At 57.2% G+C, this 15,557-nt stretch carries 16 protein-coding genes; 10 read left to right on the forward strand and 6 right to left on the reverse strand.

The window, feature by feature from the left end; genetic code table 11:
* Positions 1-7 precede the first annotated feature (7 nt).
* From AB1598_02855 to AB1598_02875, 5 genes are all read left to right on the forward strand, one after another.
* A complete protein-coding gene (locus AB1598_02855) occupies positions 8-871 on the forward strand; it encodes a universal stress protein (protein ID MEW6143937.1) in 864 nt (287 codons plus the stop codon).
* Positions 872-900: 29 nt separating this feature from the next.
* Positions 901-1,800, forward strand: coding sequence for a universal stress protein (locus AB1598_02860; protein MEW6143938.1), 900 nt, complete (start codon positions 901-903; stop codon positions 1,798-1,800).
* 15 nt (positions 1,801-1,815) lie between these two features.
* Complete coding sequence (locus AB1598_02865) at positions 1,816-2,409, forward strand: diheme cytochrome c-553 (protein MEW6143939.1); 594 nt, start codon at positions 1,816-1,818, stop codon at positions 2,407-2,409.
* 74 nt (positions 2,410-2,483) lie between these two features.
* Positions 2,484-3,353 carry a universal stress protein gene (locus tag AB1598_02870; GenBank protein ID MEW6143940.1) on the forward strand — a complete coding sequence of 290 codons (870 nt, stop codon included), beginning with the start codon at positions 2,484-2,486 and terminating at the stop codon, positions 3,351-3,353.
* Between the two features lie 33 nt (positions 3,354-3,386).
* Complete coding sequence (locus AB1598_02875; protein ID MEW6143941.1) at positions 3,387-4,385, forward strand: potassium channel protein; 999 nt, start codon at positions 3,387-3,389, stop codon at positions 4,383-4,385.
* Positions 4,386-4,397: 12 nt separating this feature from the next.
* On the opposite strand, the gene AB1598_02880 is transcribed toward AB1598_02875, so the two are convergent.
* Positions 4,398-4,640 carry a hypothetical protein gene (locus AB1598_02880; protein ID MEW6143942.1) on the reverse strand — a complete coding sequence of 81 codons (243 nt, stop codon included), beginning with the start codon at positions 4,638-4,640 and terminating at the stop codon, positions 4,398-4,400.
* Between the two features lie 272 nt (positions 4,641-4,912).
* On the opposite strand from AB1598_02880, the gene AB1598_02885 reads away from it, so the two are divergent.
* The 4 genes from AB1598_02885 to AB1598_02900 all read left to right on the forward strand — a co-directional run bounded on the left by AB1598_02885 (position 4,913) and on the right by AB1598_02900 (position 10,749).
* The gene (locus tag AB1598_02885; protein ID MEW6143943.1) at positions 4,913-5,362 is read left to right on the forward strand and encodes a CBS domain-containing protein; all 450 of its coding nucleotides are present in this window, start codon (positions 4,913-4,915) and stop codon (positions 5,360-5,362) included.
* A 30-nt stretch (positions 5,363-5,392) separates the two neighbouring features.
* A complete protein-coding gene (locus AB1598_02890) occupies positions 5,393-6,373 on the forward strand; it encodes a universal stress protein (protein MEW6143944.1) in 981 nt (326 codons plus the stop codon).
* Positions 6,374-6,395: 22 nt separating this feature from the next.
* Positions 6,396-8,006: an AAA family ATPase gene (locus AB1598_02895; GenBank protein ID MEW6143945.1), complete on the forward strand. Its 1,611-nt coding sequence runs from the start codon at positions 6,396-6,398 to the stop codon at positions 8,004-8,006.
* A gap of 73 nt (positions 8,007-8,079) precedes the next feature.
* The gene (locus tag AB1598_02900) at positions 8,080-10,749 is read left to right on the forward strand and encodes a cation-transporting P-type ATPase (protein ID MEW6143946.1); all 2,670 of its coding nucleotides are present in this window, start codon (positions 8,080-8,082) and stop codon (positions 10,747-10,749) included.
* A gap of 39 nt (positions 10,750-10,788) precedes the next feature.
* On the opposite strand, the gene AB1598_02905 is transcribed toward AB1598_02900, so the two are convergent.
* The 4 genes from AB1598_02905 to AB1598_02920 form a co-directional block, all read right to left on the reverse strand.
* Positions 10,789-11,856 (reverse strand): DUF6515 family protein, encoded by a 1,068-nt coding sequence (locus AB1598_02905; protein MEW6143947.1) that lies wholly within the window; start codon positions 11,854-11,856, stop codon positions 10,789-10,791.
* Position 11,857: 1 nt separating this feature from the next.
* A complete protein-coding gene (locus AB1598_02910) occupies positions 11,858-12,685 on the reverse strand; it encodes a DUF2092 domain-containing protein (protein MEW6143948.1) in 828 nt (275 codons plus the stop codon).
* Positions 12,686-12,767: 82 nt separating this feature from the next.
* The gene (locus tag AB1598_02915) at positions 12,768-13,199 is read right to left on the reverse strand and encodes a universal stress protein (GenBank protein MEW6143949.1); all 432 of its coding nucleotides are present in this window, start codon (positions 13,197-13,199) and stop codon (positions 12,768-12,770) included.
* Positions 13,200-13,253: 54 nt separating this feature from the next.
* Positions 13,254-13,646, reverse strand: a complete 393-nt coding sequence (locus tag AB1598_02920) for a CBS domain-containing protein (protein ID MEW6143950.1) — start codon at positions 13,644-13,646, stop codon at positions 13,254-13,256.
* 735 nt (positions 13,647-14,381) lie between these two features.
* On the opposite strand from AB1598_02920, the gene AB1598_02925 reads away from it, so the two are divergent.
* Positions 14,382-14,792: a hypothetical protein gene (locus tag AB1598_02925; protein ID MEW6143951.1), complete on the forward strand. Its 411-nt coding sequence runs from the start codon at positions 14,382-14,384 to the stop codon at positions 14,790-14,792.
* Between the two features lie 81 nt (positions 14,793-14,873).
* On the opposite strand, the gene AB1598_02930 is transcribed toward AB1598_02925, so the two are convergent.
* Positions 14,874-15,485: a TetR/AcrR family transcriptional regulator gene (locus AB1598_02930; GenBank protein MEW6143952.1), complete on the reverse strand. Its 612-nt coding sequence runs from the start codon at positions 15,483-15,485 to the stop codon at positions 14,874-14,876.
* Positions 15,486-15,557 lie beyond the last annotated feature (72 nt).

Here is a 15,557-nt window from a genome sequence, read left to right on the forward strand (position 1 = left end):
GGCCCGCGTGAAAATTAACAGGATAGTATGGGGAGCCGACGGGACGGGAGATTCCGCTGAGGCTCTAAGGATAGCAGAAGCGCTTTCCGTAAAATTCAAATCGCGGATCATGGGAGTATCAGTAATTCCCGACTACTATAACGTAGTCAACCTCTTCCCGCCCGCCGAGAAAGCGAAGTTCCGCGACTGGGTCGACCTCAACCTGATCACGGCGAGGAAGGACGCTATGGAAAAGGTGAAGCGCGACCTTTCGAAAAAGGGCGTCGGATTCGAGTACGACATCATGAGGGGCATACCCGCGAAGGCGATAACGAATTTCGCGGCGAAGCAGGATGCCGACCTTATCGCGCTCGGCAGGGGAAGGTCCGCCGAGAAGACGATACTCGGGGGCACGGCGCTCAAGGTCCTGAGGTCCGCAAGGGTCCCCGTGCTCACAGCAAGAGGGGATAAATTCAGGGGGGGCTTCAAGAGGATATTAGTCCCTGTCGACCTCTCTCACGGGCTCGGGAAGAGCTTCGATTACGCGATCGACCTCGCGGCCGCCTTCGGCTCGGCCGTGCACGTGGTGAACGTCGTCGAGACCGGCTACCAGAAATACCCGCCCGAGCTTGCCGAGCAGCTGCGGGGATTCGCGCACAGGGAGCTCAGGGAAACGGTCGGGACGACGAAGCTTAAAGACGAGCTCTTCATCAACACTGTGATCGCTCCCAACGGCTGGCGCGGGATAACGGACTTTGCAATCGAGAAAAAAGCTGATTTAATTGTTATAATGACTTACGGGGGCGGCAGGTTTAAGAAGGAATTCATCGGGAGCGTCGCGGAGAAGGTCATACAGGGGGCTCAGTGCCCTGTGATAACGATGACGCCCTGAGGGATTTGCGGCCCTTTGCACTATACGAAATGGAAATTGGTAAAATTCTCTGGCCGACCGACGGCTCCAAGGAATCGGAAGGATCGCTTGGGCTCGCCGTCCACCTCGCCCGTATATACGGCTCCGAGATCATCTGTCTTCACGTGAGCCAGATACAGGTGCCCGTTACGGACCTCTATCCGAGCTATGAGCACGTCATAATGGACATAGTCAAGAACACCGAGGAGAGGTTCGGGAAGGAATTCAAGCGCATAGAGTCAGAAAACCCCGGAGTGAAATTCTCGTCCAGGATAGTGAGGGGGAGCGTTGTCGACTGGATAATCGAGACCGCGAAGGACAACGCCGCGGGGCTCATAGTAATGGGGAAGAAAGGACACGGGCTCATAGGGAGCGCGCTCCTCGGGAGCAACACCCTCAAGGTGCTGAGGAATTCCCCCGTCCCTGTGCTTTCCGTGAAGCCCGAGGGCGAGAGGAAGGAATACGCCATAAAAAAGATACTCGTCCCGCTCGACATTGCGGACACCGCTGATACCTCCCTCGCGTATGCGCTCGAGCTTGCGGGAAAGCTCGGCTCAGGCGTCACCGCGGTGTACGTGTTCTGGCTCGACGCCAACGTTTATGAAATAAGCCCGGAGCTGGTCGACGAGCTGTCCGCCCACTCGGGGAAAGAGCTCGGGACCAGGGTCGACGGGATCAGGGCCCGCTATTCTAAGGACAACCCGGGCGCGCCCGAAGTAGAGGTCGATACCCGCGTGCTTACCGGCGTGAGCCCGGCACTTACCGTGACCGACTTTGCCGATGAGAACGGTTTCGACCTTATCGCGATAACGACGCACGGGAGGAAGGGTCTCGAGAGGTTCATACTCGGGAGCGAAACCGAAAAGATCATACGTGAAGCCCGCTGCCCGGTCCTGGCGTTAAAGCCCTGAGAGGGAGTGAAATATATGCCCCTGACGATCACGACACTGCTCTCCGCGTTGATATGCATTACGCTTGCGCCGCTCATTGCCTCGGCCGCGCCTGAAAAAGGTACGGCAGCCGCCGGAGATAAAATGGTCGAGAGGGGAAAGCAGCTCGTGACGGAGGGCAACTGCGATTACTGTCACACGCCGCTGATAGAGACGAAAGAAGGCCCCGTGCCCGATATCAAGAGGAGGCTGTCCGGGCATCCCCAGGACAGGGAGATACCGCGTCTCCCCGATACTGAGGTCGGCTCTACGGAGTGGATAGAGTTCCTGGGCACGCTCGACACGACGGAGTGGGCTGGGCCGTGGGGCCTCGTATTCTCTAAGAACATCACCCCCGACCCGGAAACGGGCATAGGGAAATGGACGGAAGAGATATTCATCGGGACCATGAGGAGCGGAAAACACATAGACCTGAAAAGGGATATTATGCCGCCCATGCCCTGGCAGGACTACGCCCGGCTCCCGGACTATGACCTGAAATCCGTATTCGCCTACCTCATGACGCTCCCCCCGGTGAAGAACGCGGTGCCCAAGCCCGTGCCGATGCCCGGTAAAAAATCGGGAGAGTGATGCGGGCGTTTCCAATGCGCAATCTTATAGATTAAAATAATCCGCTATTCAGCGCCTGAAAGGAGGGCTTCAGCTTGATCAAGAAAATTGTGTGGGCTTCAGACGGTTCCAAGGATTCACTCGACGCTCTCGCTTTCGCGGAGTCGATCGCGCGCCCCCTCGACTCGGAGATAATCGGCCTCTACGTCATCCCAGATTATTTCGAAGTCCGCGCTCTTGACGAGTTCCCGAGCCCGGAGCTCGACCTGCTCGCCGACTGGATAAAGGAAAAGGAATCTAAGGGGAGCGACAGGCTCAAGAACATATCGGAAGAGCTCGCCTCAAAGGGGCTCCGTTTCAGGACACGCATCACGCAGGGCGTGCCGTATTTGAAGATCATAGAAGCCGGCGAAGAGGAAAACGCCGACCTCATAGTGCTCGGGAAAGGGAGGGCGGAGGAAAGGAACCTCCTGGGCGCGACCGCGCTCAAGGTGCTCAGGCGCTCGAGGATACCCGTGCTCATAGTAAGGCGCGACAGCCCGAAAAAGGAGATAAAACGGATACTGGTCCCAACGGACCTCTACAACATAATGTCGAGGGACCTCCAGCTCGCCCTCGGCCTCGCGAGGGACCTCCGGGCGGAGATATACAGTCTCAACATTGTCGCTACGGGGGAAGGGAAATACCCGCCCAAGCTCGTGGAGCTGATGAGGGGGGACGCGTACAACAAGCTCACGGAGCAGGTCGAGGAGGCCAGGCTCGAGGACAGGGTGGAAACCGCCGTAGAGACGGCGAGGAACGCCTGGATAGGGATTATCAACTACGCCAGGGAAAAGAAGATAGACCTTATAATCATGAACACCTACGGGGGATATAAGTTCAGGCGTGAGGACTTCATCGGGAGCGTCGCGGAGAGGGTCGCACAGGAATCCCCATGCCCCGTCGTCACGGTCAAGCCCGTTTAGCTGTCGGTCACAGTACCCGTAATACGGAGCAAGATGTTATCGGCGATAAGAAACAAGCTCTTCGTACCCGTTTTACTGATATTCCTCATAAACATGTTCGGCACTATAGGCTACATGGTCGTGGAGGGATGGAATTTCCGGGACTCCCTCTTCATGACCGTGACCACGCTTACGACCGTCGGTTACGGAGAAGTGCACGACCTCTCCCCCGCGGGCGAGATATTCACAATAGTGCTGCTCACCCTGGGCGTGGGGACCATACTTTATCTCCTCGGCACTCTGGCGAAGATAGTGCTGGAAGGGGAGCTTAAACAGATGATCGGGAGGTCCAGATTGGAAAGGAAAATAAAAGACATCAAAAACCATTATATAGTCTGCGGCTACGGGAGGATGGGCAAGACAATAGTCAGGGAGCTCGCCGGGAAGGGCATGGATATCATAGTCATCGAAAAGGAGCCGGTCGAGACGGCGGGGAACGGCGAGCCCGTGATAATCGAGGGCGACGCTACAAAGGACGACGTGCTCCTCTCGGCCGGCATAGAGAGGGCCTACGGCCTCATATCCGTCCTCCCGACAGACGCCGAGAACCTATTCGTCGTGCTGAGCGCGCGAGGGCTGAACCCCGGCCTCCTCATATATACGCGGGCCGGCGACGAGGGCTCGGAAAAGAAGATATTGAGGGCGGGCGCCGACAGGGTCGTATCCCCTTACCACACGGGAGGGATGAGGATAGCGGGCATGATACTCAAGCCGGCGGTGGTCGATTTCATAGAATACGCCACTACGGCCGGGAACCTCGAGATTCAGCTCGAGGAGGTCGAGATACTGCCGGGCTCCGCTCTCGGCGGCAAGACTCTCGAAGCGTCCGGCATAGGAAGGGACCTCGGCATAATAATAACCGCCGTAAAAAAACCGGACGGGACGATGCATTTCAATCCGACGTCGAGGACGGTGATTGAAACGGGGGATACGCTCATAGCTTTAGGCGAGGTCACTAAGCTGAAGACGCTCGAAGCCATGGCCCGCGGATAGTCGGGCGCAGCGTCAGTCGGCTTCGTAAGAGGCCTCTCCGGCCCTCGCGATAAACCCCCTCGCCTTTACGAGAGCCTCTTCCACGGCTCCCTTCCTGTCGTCTTTATGTCCGGGCACGTTGACTATGACCCTGAGCGACATTATCCTGCCCTTAACGTCCTCCTCCTTCTCGATGTACCCGAACGTGACCTCGGTCGCGTCCCTGTCCGCGTTGTAGCTCGTATCGATCAGGTATAGCGTTGAGTAATCCGACATTCATGCCTCCCTTATCAGCCGTTCGCCGCCGGTATCACGGGTGTAATGGCAACAATTGTACCGTTTCCCGGTCCCGGCGCTGAAAGAAATTTCCGGACGACAACATTACCCTGCGTGTCAGAAAATGCGACAGACGACACCGGAGGGTCGGGCCCGGCCTGCATAACGCCCGGTTTCCCGAGCTTAACGCACATTGCTTACGTGGCATTATTGTTGCAATATTCTATAATAAAATCTTGCATTAAGGACATCCCTCCGAGGAGGTAGGATAAATGACAGGAAAAAGAAAAACCCAGGCCGAGCTGTTGAGCGAGGTCATTAACAGGAACGTCGTGACGATCTCGCCTGCGGCGGCGCTTTCAGAAGCCGCGTACATGATGATGAACGAAGACGTGGGCGCGCTCGTCGTGGTCGACGCCGATATGAGCCCCGTCGGCATGATCACGGACAGGGACCTGGTCGTATCCGCGATGGCCGAAGGCGTGAGCCCGGACGAGGCAACGGTCGAGGAGGTAATGACGAAGGACCCCATAACCGTCGACGAGGATACCGACATATTCGAGATGCTGAGCCTGCTGTCCGAGAATTCGATAAGGAGGCTCCCGGTAACGCGCGGGAGAAAGTTGAAGGGCATAGTGTCGGTCGACGACCTTATAGTCGTCGTGGCGACGGAGCTCGTAAATCTAGCCATGGCGCTCAGCAGCAAATCTAAGGTCCTCTGAGCATGAGTCGGGGACACAACGGGAGATATTGTGGTAGAATTAATTGTCCCGGAGGGGCCTTACTTCAGGAAGCGGGAAATAATTCTTCAAAGCGAGACTGACATGGAAATGAACAGGATTCTCTGGGCCACGGACGGATCGGGTGAAGCCGAGCTCGCGCTTGAGTACGCGAAATACATTGCGAGGCTGTCAGGCGCCGAGATAATAGGCGTTCACGTAATTCCTCTACCGGTACAGCTCCTCTTCGAATCCCTGAGAGAAGAGGACGAGAAATTCCACGAGTGGCAGTCCGGGGTCGAGAGAAGGGTGAGCGACAGGTTCGTCGAGGTGAGGAACGAGCTCCTTCATCTGGGAATAAAGTTCGACGGCGTCATACTCAAAGGGATACCAAGCGACAAGATAAGGGAGTTCTCCCGTCTGAGAAAGGCCGACATTATAGTAATGGGGAAACAGGGGCACGGCATCATAGAGAGCATGATGGTCGGAAGCGAGACCGTGAAAGTGCTTAAGTCTTCCCACATCCCGGTGCTCGCCGTCAAGAGGACCGGCCCCGGAAACGATATCAAGATAAGCAAAATAATTGTCCCGATAGACCTTGCCGACGAGAACGAGACGGCGCTTGACTACGCCCTCGGCCTCTCGGGCTTGACAGGGGCGGACGTTACGGCCGTATACGCTCTCAGGCTCGATATGTACGCACAGGACATGCCGGCCGGGGCGCTCGACATCGTCATAAAGCAGTCTGCAAAGGAGCTCCGGGAGAGGGTGGACAGGATCAAGGACAAATACGAGAGCGGGCACGGCGTCACTCCGATCAGCGGGATAAAGACCGAAGTCATACACGGGCTCAGCCCCGCCATATCGATCGCCAATTACGCATCGAGGCAGCATGCCGACCTGATAGTCATCAACACGCACGCGAGGACGGGGCTCAAAAGGCTCGTGCTCGGCAGCGTCACGGAGAGGCTTATCCCGGAGGCCCCCTGCTCCGTTTTGTCGTTAAGGCCGTAAGAAAATTCATCCGCGGGAACAGATGCCTGGAAGTCAAAACCTGAACAGACAGGACCTGATCGAATTTCTGCTCGAGCCCTCTTCGTATCCGCACAGACCCTCCGGGGTCACGCACCTCCAGACGCACATATCCGACGTATTCATTGCCCCGCCGTACGTTTACAAGATAAAAAAGCCTGTGGACCTCGGCTTCCTCGATTTCACGACGCTCGAGAAAAGAAAGCATTTCTGCACTGTGGAGGTCGAGCTCAACAGGAGGCTCTGCTCAGGCGTTTACCTGGGAGTCGAGACGATAACGTTCTCCGAGGGCAGGCTCGCGTTAGGCGGCTCCGGCGAGGCCGTGGAATACGCCGTCAGGATGAAGGAGCTTCCGGAGAGCGGGTTCCTGCTCAACATGCTCGGGCGAGGCGGTATAGGCGAAGAGGACATGAGGAGGCTCGCCCGGAGGCTCGTCGATTTCTACGCCTCTCAGCCCCGTAGCGACGAGATCGCCACGTACGGGCAGCCCTGGAGGATAAGGGTGAACATAGACGAGAACCTCTCGCTCACGGGAAGGTTCGTCGGCGTCACGATCTCGCGGCCAGCTTACGAAGCCGTCCGTTACTTCAACGAGCGGTTCTTCGGGGAGAACCGCGAGACGTTCTTGAAGCGCATCGAAGACGGTTTCATAAAGGACTGCCACGGCGACCTCCACCTCGACCATATCAACATCAATCCCGAAGGCATATGCATATACGACTGCATAGAGTTCAACGAGAGGTTCAGGTACATAGACACGGCTTCCGACATAGCGTTCCTAGCAATGGACCTCGACTATAACGGCTGCCGCGGGCTCTCGCGGTTTATCGTCGATGAAGTCGCGCGCTTGATGGACGACCCAGGCATTTACGGCGTCATCGACTTCTATAAATGCTACAGGGCCTACGTCCGGGGCAAGGTCGAGAGCATCAAGGCATTCGAGCCCGAGGTCCCGGAGGACGAGAAGGCGCTCTCCCTTGAGAGGGCAAAAAAATACTTCGGGCTCGCCCTCAGATACGCCCTCTTCGGCTCGGGTCCCGCGGTCGTCGTCACGTTCGGCGTCATAGGCTCGGGAAAGTCCACGCTCGCCGCTGCTCTCGGGGAGGAGCTCTGCTCGGCCTTAGTCTCGTCTGACGCCGTGAGGAAGGAGATCACCGGGACTCCGCCTGGGGAGAGGAGATACGAGGGGTGGGAAGGCGGCATATATACTAGCGCGATCACCGAGAAGACTTACAGGGAGATAATAAGACGCGCTCTCGGCGAGGCGGAAAGGAATATGACAGCCGTGCTCGACGCGAGCTTCTCAAAGCGCAAGTGGAGGGAATTCCTCATAGGCGAAGCCGCGTCAAAGGGCATGGACGTCTATTTCGTCAGGACTACGGCGCCCGTTGAGGAGATAGAGATGAGGCTTCTCCGGAGGGAGAGAGAGGGAGCGGCCCTATCCGACGCAACCGCGGCCATACTGCCGAGGTTTTTAGCCGAGTGGGAGGAGCCCGGCGGGATGGCGAAAGGGTATTATTTCATGGCGGATACGGCAAGACCAGGAGACGAGGTCCTCGATGCGTTATTCAAAGAGATCATAGAGACTGGGGGCCTCCGCCGGGCAAAACCGTAGCCGCGCCGCGCGAAGCCGGACGCAACGGTCGTTATATCCCCCTGTTTAGTCGTCTTGTCCTGTGTATAACGTTATGGCCGATACAAGAGAGCCCTGGAACATATCTCAGGAGAATGTACTGACCGCTCTCGGGGTCTCGCCGGGCGATGGGCTCGCCCGCGGGGAAGCCCTCGCGCGTCTGAAAAAATACGGCCCTAACCGCCTCGTCGAAGCGAAGCCCAGGAGCGCCCTCTCGATTCTGCTCGCCCAGTTCAGGAGCCTCATAGTCCTCCTTCTCCTGGCGGCCGCCCTGCTCTCATTCGCATTCGAAGACTGGCCCGAAGGTACGGCCATTGCCGTCGTAATCTTGCTTAACGCCGCGATCGGGTTCCTCACGGAGATAAGGGCCGTGAGGTCCATGGAGGCCCTCTACAGGCTCGTCCGCGTGGAGGCGACCGTGCTCAGGGACGGGACAGCATCCGTCGTCCGCGCGGAAGAGCTCGTCCCCGGGGACATCGTAATACTGGAGGCGGGAGACATAGTGCCGGCCGACATCAGGCTCATAGAGGCGTCAAGGGTTGAGGCGAACGAATCCTCGCTCACGGGCGAATCTATCCCGGTAAGGAAAAACACCGACACGATCGCCGGGGAAGCGCAGCTCTCCGAGCGGACGAACATGGCGTTCATGGGCACAGCGCTCACTAAAGGCTCGGGCAGGGGCGTCGTCACGGCCACAGGGACAAATACCGACCTCGGGAAGATAAGCGTCCTCGCCGAGAAGGCGGGACACGACAAGACTCCGCTCGAAAAGAGGCTCGACAGGCTCGGGAACAGGCTCATCTGGGTCACTCTGCTCCTGGCTTCGGCCGTCATCATTGGTGGCGCGCTGACAGGGAGGGATCTCCTCCTAATGATAAAGACGGGGATAGCGCTGGCCGTGGCCGCCATACCCGAGGGCCTCCCGGTCGTCGCCACGATAGCTCTCGCGAGGGGCATGGTCAGGATGGCTCGGAGGAACGCGCTCGTGAACCGCCTTAGCGCGGTCGAAACGCTCGGCTCGACGAACATCGTCTGCACGGACAAGACGGGCACGCTGACCGAGAACAGGATGACCGTGGAGAGGATAGTTACTGAAGGCGTCCTGCTCGGGTTCACGGGCGAGGAAGGGAAATTCCTCGTCGACGGGGCCGAGACGGGGTCGATTGCGGACGAAGCCGCGCTCAGGGTCATAGAGACCGGCGTGCTCTGTAGCCGAGCAAGGCTCGGCGGCAAGGCTCCAGGAAACGGGGAAGACATCGGAGACCCTCTGGAAGTAGCGCTCCTGCGCGCAGGGGCCCTTGCCGGCATGGAAAGAGACGTATTACTATCCGCTTACCCGGAAACCGGAGTAGAGGCTTTCGACACTCTCGTCAACATGATGGCCACGTTCCACGAATCGGACGGGGCTTACAGGGTGGCCGTCAAAGGGGCCCCGGACGCCGTGCTCGCATGCTGCGACAGGGTGCTCACGGCTTCGGGCGCCGCTGTGCTTTCCGGGGAAAGGAAAGGACACTGGCACGGCAGGAACGACGAGCTCGCCTCGCTCGGCTACAGGGTAATAGCTCACGCCGAGAAGACCGTCACAGACCCGGAATCGGATCCATATACGAACCTCACCTTCCTCGGTCTCGTGTGCCTCCTCGACCCGCCACGGCCGGGCGTAAGGGGAGCCATAAGGGAGTGCCTCAAGGCAGGCATAAAGGTCGTCATGGTCACGGGCGACCACCCGTCCACGGCGAGGAACATAGCTCTCGCCGTCGGGCTCACCTCCGACCCTGAGGAGCCCGTCATACACGGGAGGGACCTGAAAAAGATAGATGACCTTCCGGAAGAAGCGAAGAAGCGTCTGAAGGAGTCCCTGATTCTGGCCCGCGTCAGCCCCGAGCAGAAGCTCGGGCTCGTCTCCTTTTATCAGAAGGAGGGGTTCGTCGTGGCGATGACCGGGGACGGCGTGAACGACGCTCCGGCGCTCAGGAAGGCGGATATAGGGGTCGCGATGGGGAAACGCGGTACCCAGGTCGCGAAGGAGGCCGCCGACATAGTGCTCAAGGACGACTCCTTCCAGACGATAGTCCACGCGGTCGAGCAGGGGCGCGTCATCTTCGGCAACATTAGGAAGTTCATATTCTACCTACTCTCCTGCAACGTGAGCGAGATAATGATAGTCACGGCGGCGTCGTTCGCCCCCGTCCCGCTCCCGCTCCTCCCCCTCCAGATACTATTCCTCAACCTCGTGACGGACGTGTTCCCCGCGCTTGCCCTCGGCATGGGCGAAGGGGACGAGAGGGTGATGAGCATGCCGCCGAGAGACCCGAAAGAGCCGCTGATAACACGTAGGGGGTGGCTGGGCATAGCCTCTTACGGCGCGCTTATAACGGCGAGCGTCCTCGGGGCGCTCTTCGTGTCGGTCTACTCGCTGGGACTCTCGGAGGAGCAATCCGTATCCGTATCTTTCCTCACGCTCGCTTTCGCCCAGATATTCCACGTGTTCAACATGCGTGACGCCGGGTCGCCTCTCGTCATTAACGAGGTCACCCGGAACGGCTATGTATGGGGAGCGGTTGCCCTCTGCGCGCTTCTGACCATGGCCGCGGTCCTCACCGGGCCTGCGGCCCGCGTGCTCGGCATCGTCGACCCCGGCCCCGGGGGCTGGAAACTGATAGCCGCGGCTAGTCTTGTCCCGCTCGTCGTCGGGCAAGCGCTCAAGCATGTCTTGAAGAAATGATCCCGTGAGGGGGCTCCTCACGGGACCGTGGATTGCAGTTTAAACGGTGGGGTCAGGGACTATCTGGTAAATGACGCTGCTCCCGCTGTAGAAGGGCCTGTAATATGCGGCCCCGAAAAGATAGTAAGTGGTCCCGTTCACGACCTTCGGCTGGGCGCCCTCGGGCAGTGAGTCCACGGTCGCTCCGACCGGGGGCTGGACTACCTGGAACCCCGCGTCCTGGGACGAATAGAACGCGCCTCCGCAGTCGTAGTACTGGTCGTCGCCCGCGTATACAGTATCGCAGGAGGGCGGAAGCGTATTGACTACCGCTCCCGGCGGCGGCGGCACGACTACGTACTGGCTCCCCTGGGGAGCGTAATAGACGCCGTCAGCGTAATAGAACGGGTTACCGGATACGTAAACTGTCGTCGAGCTCGCCGGAATGCTCGCTATGGCGGCGCCCATGGCGAGGCCGCCCGCGAACGCCCATCCGCCGTAATAGCCGCCCCAAGACCCCCAGTATCCGCCCCAGTAGTTGTTATACTCGGTGCAGTTGTAGCAGTTGTTATTGTTCCTGTTGTTCGAATTATTATTGTTGTTGTCGTTGTTATTGTTATTGTTATTGGTGTTCCTGTTGTTCGCGTTGTTCGCGTTTGTGTTGGCCCGGTTCGTATTCTGGTTAGCGTTCGTGCCGGCGTTCGGGTTGGTGTTAGTCCTGTTCATGTTCTGCCCCTGATCGGCCATGTTCTCGCGGTTCTGGCCGGCCTCCGAGTTCTGAAACTCGGACTGCCGGTTGGAGAACGAGTCCTGGTCTCCTCCGAAATCGTCCCTGTTCTGGCCGAAATCGGAATCCTGGAAGGACTGCCTGTCGCCCATACCGGAGTTGTCGAAGGACTGCCTGCTGCCGAAATTATCCCCCTGATAACCCCTGTAGCCGGACATGTCGCCCATTCCGTTCCCGGAGTACCTCACGTTCCCCATGCCCCTGTTACCGGCGCCCCTGTAGCCTCCGCCGAAGCCGCCCCGTGAAAAGGCGTCCGTCGTCATGAATACGCCCGAAGCCAGAAACGCTATAACTGCCGCCGACGCGGCCGTTCTATTTATTAAATGTTTTAGGTTTCCCATTTTACTCCCCCGTATTATTGTTATTTGTTTTCATTTTTATAAATTCTATCTGCACCGCCCCTTCAGGCAGCACCGGCGTGAATACCGACGCGTTTACCGCCGGGTTTAAAGCCCAGTCGGAAAATACCGCCGAGTATTGAGGTCCGCCCGGTATGGTCTTGTAGGTTATGACCAGCTTGCAGGGGAGCGCCTCCTTGCCGTTCGATATCCATATCTGCCAGTCAATGAACTTCTCGACGAAAGCCAGGTGCTTGCACGACTGCCCGTTAATCGTGCTGTCGCCTATGACAACGCCCGCCGCGACGTTCGTCACGAACGCCTTATAAGGATCGCTCACAACAACATCGGAAAGGGGAAGCGTGAAACCGTATTCGACCATGAGTTTGTCCATCGCGTCGTCGAGGTTCGCGGGAACGGGAAGGTTACCGTAAAAGTTCTTGTCCACGTCGAGCACCGTGACGTCCTTGCCCGTGTACCATACCTTTCTTCCGATCAGGTCCCCCGCGTATTCCGCGTAGACCTTGTCAGGCCTCTGGAGAGTCACGTTCGCTGAGCCGCCGTACATTATCTGCTGCCCGGATACGATGAGCTGGTCGAAGTTTATATCGGCTCTGAAAGTGAGGGTTTTCGCTGAAGCGAGCGTCGAGCTCATGGATTTGAGCAGCTTGTCGGCTACGGGGTCGATCACGGGTGTTACCGGCGCTGTTTGAGTCGCGTCGTCCTGAGCGAACGCGTCCCCGCCCGGCAGGGGCGAAAACAGGAAAGGCGCAGCGACGAAGGACAGTAATAAAAGGAAAAAGAGCTTCAAATCAGGGATAAATCTCTTCATGTATAACATCTCCTCCTGTAATATTATGCCCTAATTCTATATCAGATTTGTAAAAATCTCATTAATAAATTCCGGGGCCGGCTCAGCCGTGCCTTACTATGAGCACCGGGCACGGGGAGGAGAACATCACCTTGTGGCTCGTCGTGCCGAGCGAGACCTCTCCCGATTCGGTCCTTACGCCGTGGGACCCCATGATTATGAGGTCTACGCCCATCTCTTTCGCGTACGTGTCTATGACCCTCCAGCGTGGCCCGATCAGTATGTCCGTATGCACGTCGAGCCCGCTTTTTTCGAAAATGTCCTTCTCCTCAGCCATCTTCTCCTGCATCTGCGCCTCGAGCGTCCTGTAAAATTCCCTTATCTCCTCGTCAGCCTCTTCGTATCTGAGCGGCTCTATGGCGTGGAGCAGATAAACGGACGCGCCCAGAGCCCGGGCCAGGTAGAGCGCGTGCTCCCTCGCGTTCACGGACCTGGGGGCGAAATCGGTCGGGAACAGTATCTTCTCGATCTTCAATTAAAGTCTCCTTTTGAGCGATATTCTAATACCATTAACGCCGGATGGTAAGTATCATTTTTTCTCCGCGTCTAGAGCCCTTACGAGCCCGTTCAGTATGTCCGTGGTCGTAAGCACGCCCTTGAGCTCTCCGGAGGCAGAAACCACCGGCAGGGCGTTGAACTTGTTCTTGCTGATAAGCTCAGCCGCCTCTTTGAGAGGGATGTCCTCATTCACCGTTACGGGGTCGGGGGTCATCACGGAGGATACCTTGAGTCCCGGCTCTGAAAGCGTTTCCATGACCGCCAGTCTCAGGTCCCTGTCGGTCACTATCCCTATGAGCTTCCCGCCCTCGAGCACCGGGGCCTGGCGTATTTTCAAATCAGTCAGCTTTCCGAAAGCTACCCTGACGTCCTCGTCCGGCGGGAACGTCACCGGGTCCCTGGTCATGCACTCCTTCACGAGCATGGGCTTCCTCCCTGATCTTTAGTCCGCCCGTAAGCCAAACCCCTGGGCATGACATATAATCTGCTCATTCGGCGCGGGAAATCCAGCCCTGGAGTTAAAAAATGCCGCCGACAGGAGTATTTTTTATGCCATTTTTGGAAATTCCGATGCTTTCCAAGAGAAAAATCGGCTCTTCAGATGTCGACGTAATGGAAGTAATATTTAACCTCTGTGGGATCAATTCACAATATCCTGGGGTGAGCATCGGCTCTTGGATTTTACGGCCTGTGATATATTCCGTGTTATAATATATAGAATATCTTGAAGGGGGTATTTCAAATGTATTTGACCAGATCGTTTATCAGCCTTGTATTAGCTTCATTTTTTATGATTTTTCTTTCTGTAAAGGATGTAAGGGCCGGAGACGTCCAGTTTTTCATTACGGACAATTTCTCAACACCGGGGCAAAGGATTTGCTGGATATGCACGGGACCTTTTCTCAGGAGTACTGGTTTGCATTACTTCACAGCGCCCTTCACCGCTAAGTATTTTTACAGCGCTCAAGACGGTATCGGAAGTCAATACGGCGAATGGAGCTGTTATTACAACTACGCGAATGATGCAGGGGGGGAACTTCGATGCCTGGGCCCCAGGGCCGGATTCACCTATGGATTCACGTTTAATTTACCAAGTAACGCCATGGGGGTAGAGTTTGTACAGGCCGCACCCGGGTACGATGCTAAACTGATACAACGCGTGGCCCCTACAAGAACACAATCAGCGGAGGCAACAGCACCTGCACCCGTTGCTTATACCGCCTCTCTCGGGGACGACGCCAAAGAAGACAAACCGGACAGGGATACATTCACTTTCGACGCGGTCGAAGGGGACGATATAGTCCTCAGTCTCACAGGAGACCCGGCTAAAGGCCACATCGGGTCCCTAGCCAGACTCAAGCTCCGCCGTCTCGGAGCCGGCTCCGGCGAAGAACTAGCCGAAGGCAGCGTTCCCCTCAGGCTGAAAACGACTATATCTGAAACGGGGACGTACGAAGCTGTCGTCGAGCAGGATGACAAGCAGAAAGACGATTGGTTCAGGGGAGATTACTTCCTCGTTCTCAGGCCGGGCATAGCGGATCTCATACCGGCCGAAGACGTCGAACAATGATCTCTAAATGCGCTGAAATCCGCCGAGTGAATTCGTGTAACTCGTTTTTATTCGAGATCAAGCGGGGAACATGACTTATCGTTACGCCGAGGCCGTGGGGTGCTGTCCGTTATCGAATCCCAGAACCCTAAGTGAAGATGCGGCGGTTTCCTCCACGAGCTTTCCGTAGGGGGTGTCGAGCATGCCGCTCGTATGGAAGAGTATCGCACGCGTGACCATGCCTATGACGAAGGCCGCGCCCAGGTTCTCGTCCATGTCTATGAACACCCCTTCCCTTACCCCCTCGCCTATGATATCGACGAATATGTCCCTCGGTTTCCTCTTATCGTAAGGCATTTTTCCCAGTTCCGTGAAGTGCCCTACCATAATATAGGCGTAGGCTTCCTTCTCCCGCTCGGCGAAGTCGAAGAACGCCCGGACAGCTGCCGAGAGTTTTTCCGCGGGGCCGGGGGCGGGCGCTGTTTTCTCGGAGAGCTCGTCCCTGAAAGCGTCCATGTAACGGACGAAGAGCTTGTAGGCGAGGTCGCTCTTGCTCTCGAAGTAATTGTATATCGTGCCTTCGGATACTCCTGCGTCCCTCGCTATCTCTTTCGTCGTCGTGGCGGTTATGCCCTTTTTTATGAAGAGCCTGAGCGCGGCGCCCTGTATCCTCTCGGACGGGTCAACTGCTTTCGTTTTCGAAGGGGTCAGCATGGTTTGTTAAATCGAACAAATATAATATGCGTAATGTTTCCTGAATCAAATATATTCATACCCTCGAGCGTC

The organism is Thermodesulfobacteriota bacterium, assembly GCA_040754335.1.
Lineage (GTDB): Bacteria > Desulfobacterota_D > UBA1144 > Nemesobacterales > UBA2774 > 2-12-FULL-53-21.

What these genes read in the sequence shown, in the direction of transcription:
- AB1598_02860 (MEW6143938.1), top strand. Translation starts at nt 901, where the DNA reads ATGGAAATTGGTAAAATTCTCTGGCCGACCGACGGCTCCAAGGAATCG.
- AB1598_02865 (MEW6143939.1), top strand. Translation starts at nt 1,816, where the DNA reads ATGCCCCTGACGATCACGACACTGCTCTCCGCGTTGATATGCATTACG.
- AB1598_02875 (MEW6143941.1), top strand. Translation starts at nt 3,387, where the DNA reads ATGTTATCGGCGATAAGAAACAAGCTCTTCGTACCCGTTTTACTGATA.
- AB1598_02880 (MEW6143942.1), bottom strand. Translation starts at nt 4,640, where the DNA reads ATGTCGGATTACTCAACGCTATACCTGATCGATACGAGCTACAACGCG.
- AB1598_02885 (MEW6143943.1), top strand. Translation starts at nt 4,913, where the DNA reads ATGACAGGAAAAAGAAAAACCCAGGCCGAGCTGTTGAGCGAGGTCATT.
- AB1598_02895 (MEW6143945.1), top strand. Translation starts at nt 6,396, where the DNA reads ATGCCTGGAAGTCAAAACCTGAACAGACAGGACCTGATCGAATTTCTG.
- AB1598_02900 (MEW6143946.1), top strand. Translation starts at nt 8,080, where the DNA reads ATGGCCGATACAAGAGAGCCCTGGAACATATCTCAGGAGAATGTACTG.
- AB1598_02905 (MEW6143947.1), bottom strand. Translation starts at nt 11,856, where the DNA reads ATGGGAAACCTAAAACATTTAATAAATAGAACGGCCGCGTCGGCGGCA.
- AB1598_02910 (MEW6143948.1), bottom strand. Translation starts at nt 12,685, where the DNA reads ATGAAGAGATTTATCCCTGATTTGAAGCTCTTTTTCCTTTTATTACTG.
- AB1598_02920 (MEW6143950.1), bottom strand. Translation starts at nt 13,646, where the DNA reads ATGCTCGTGAAGGAGTGCATGACCAGGGACCCGGTGACGTTCCCGCCG.
- AB1598_02930 (MEW6143952.1), bottom strand. Translation starts at nt 15,485, where the DNA reads ATGCTGACCCCTTCGAAAACGAAAGCAGTTGACCCGTCCGAGAGGATA.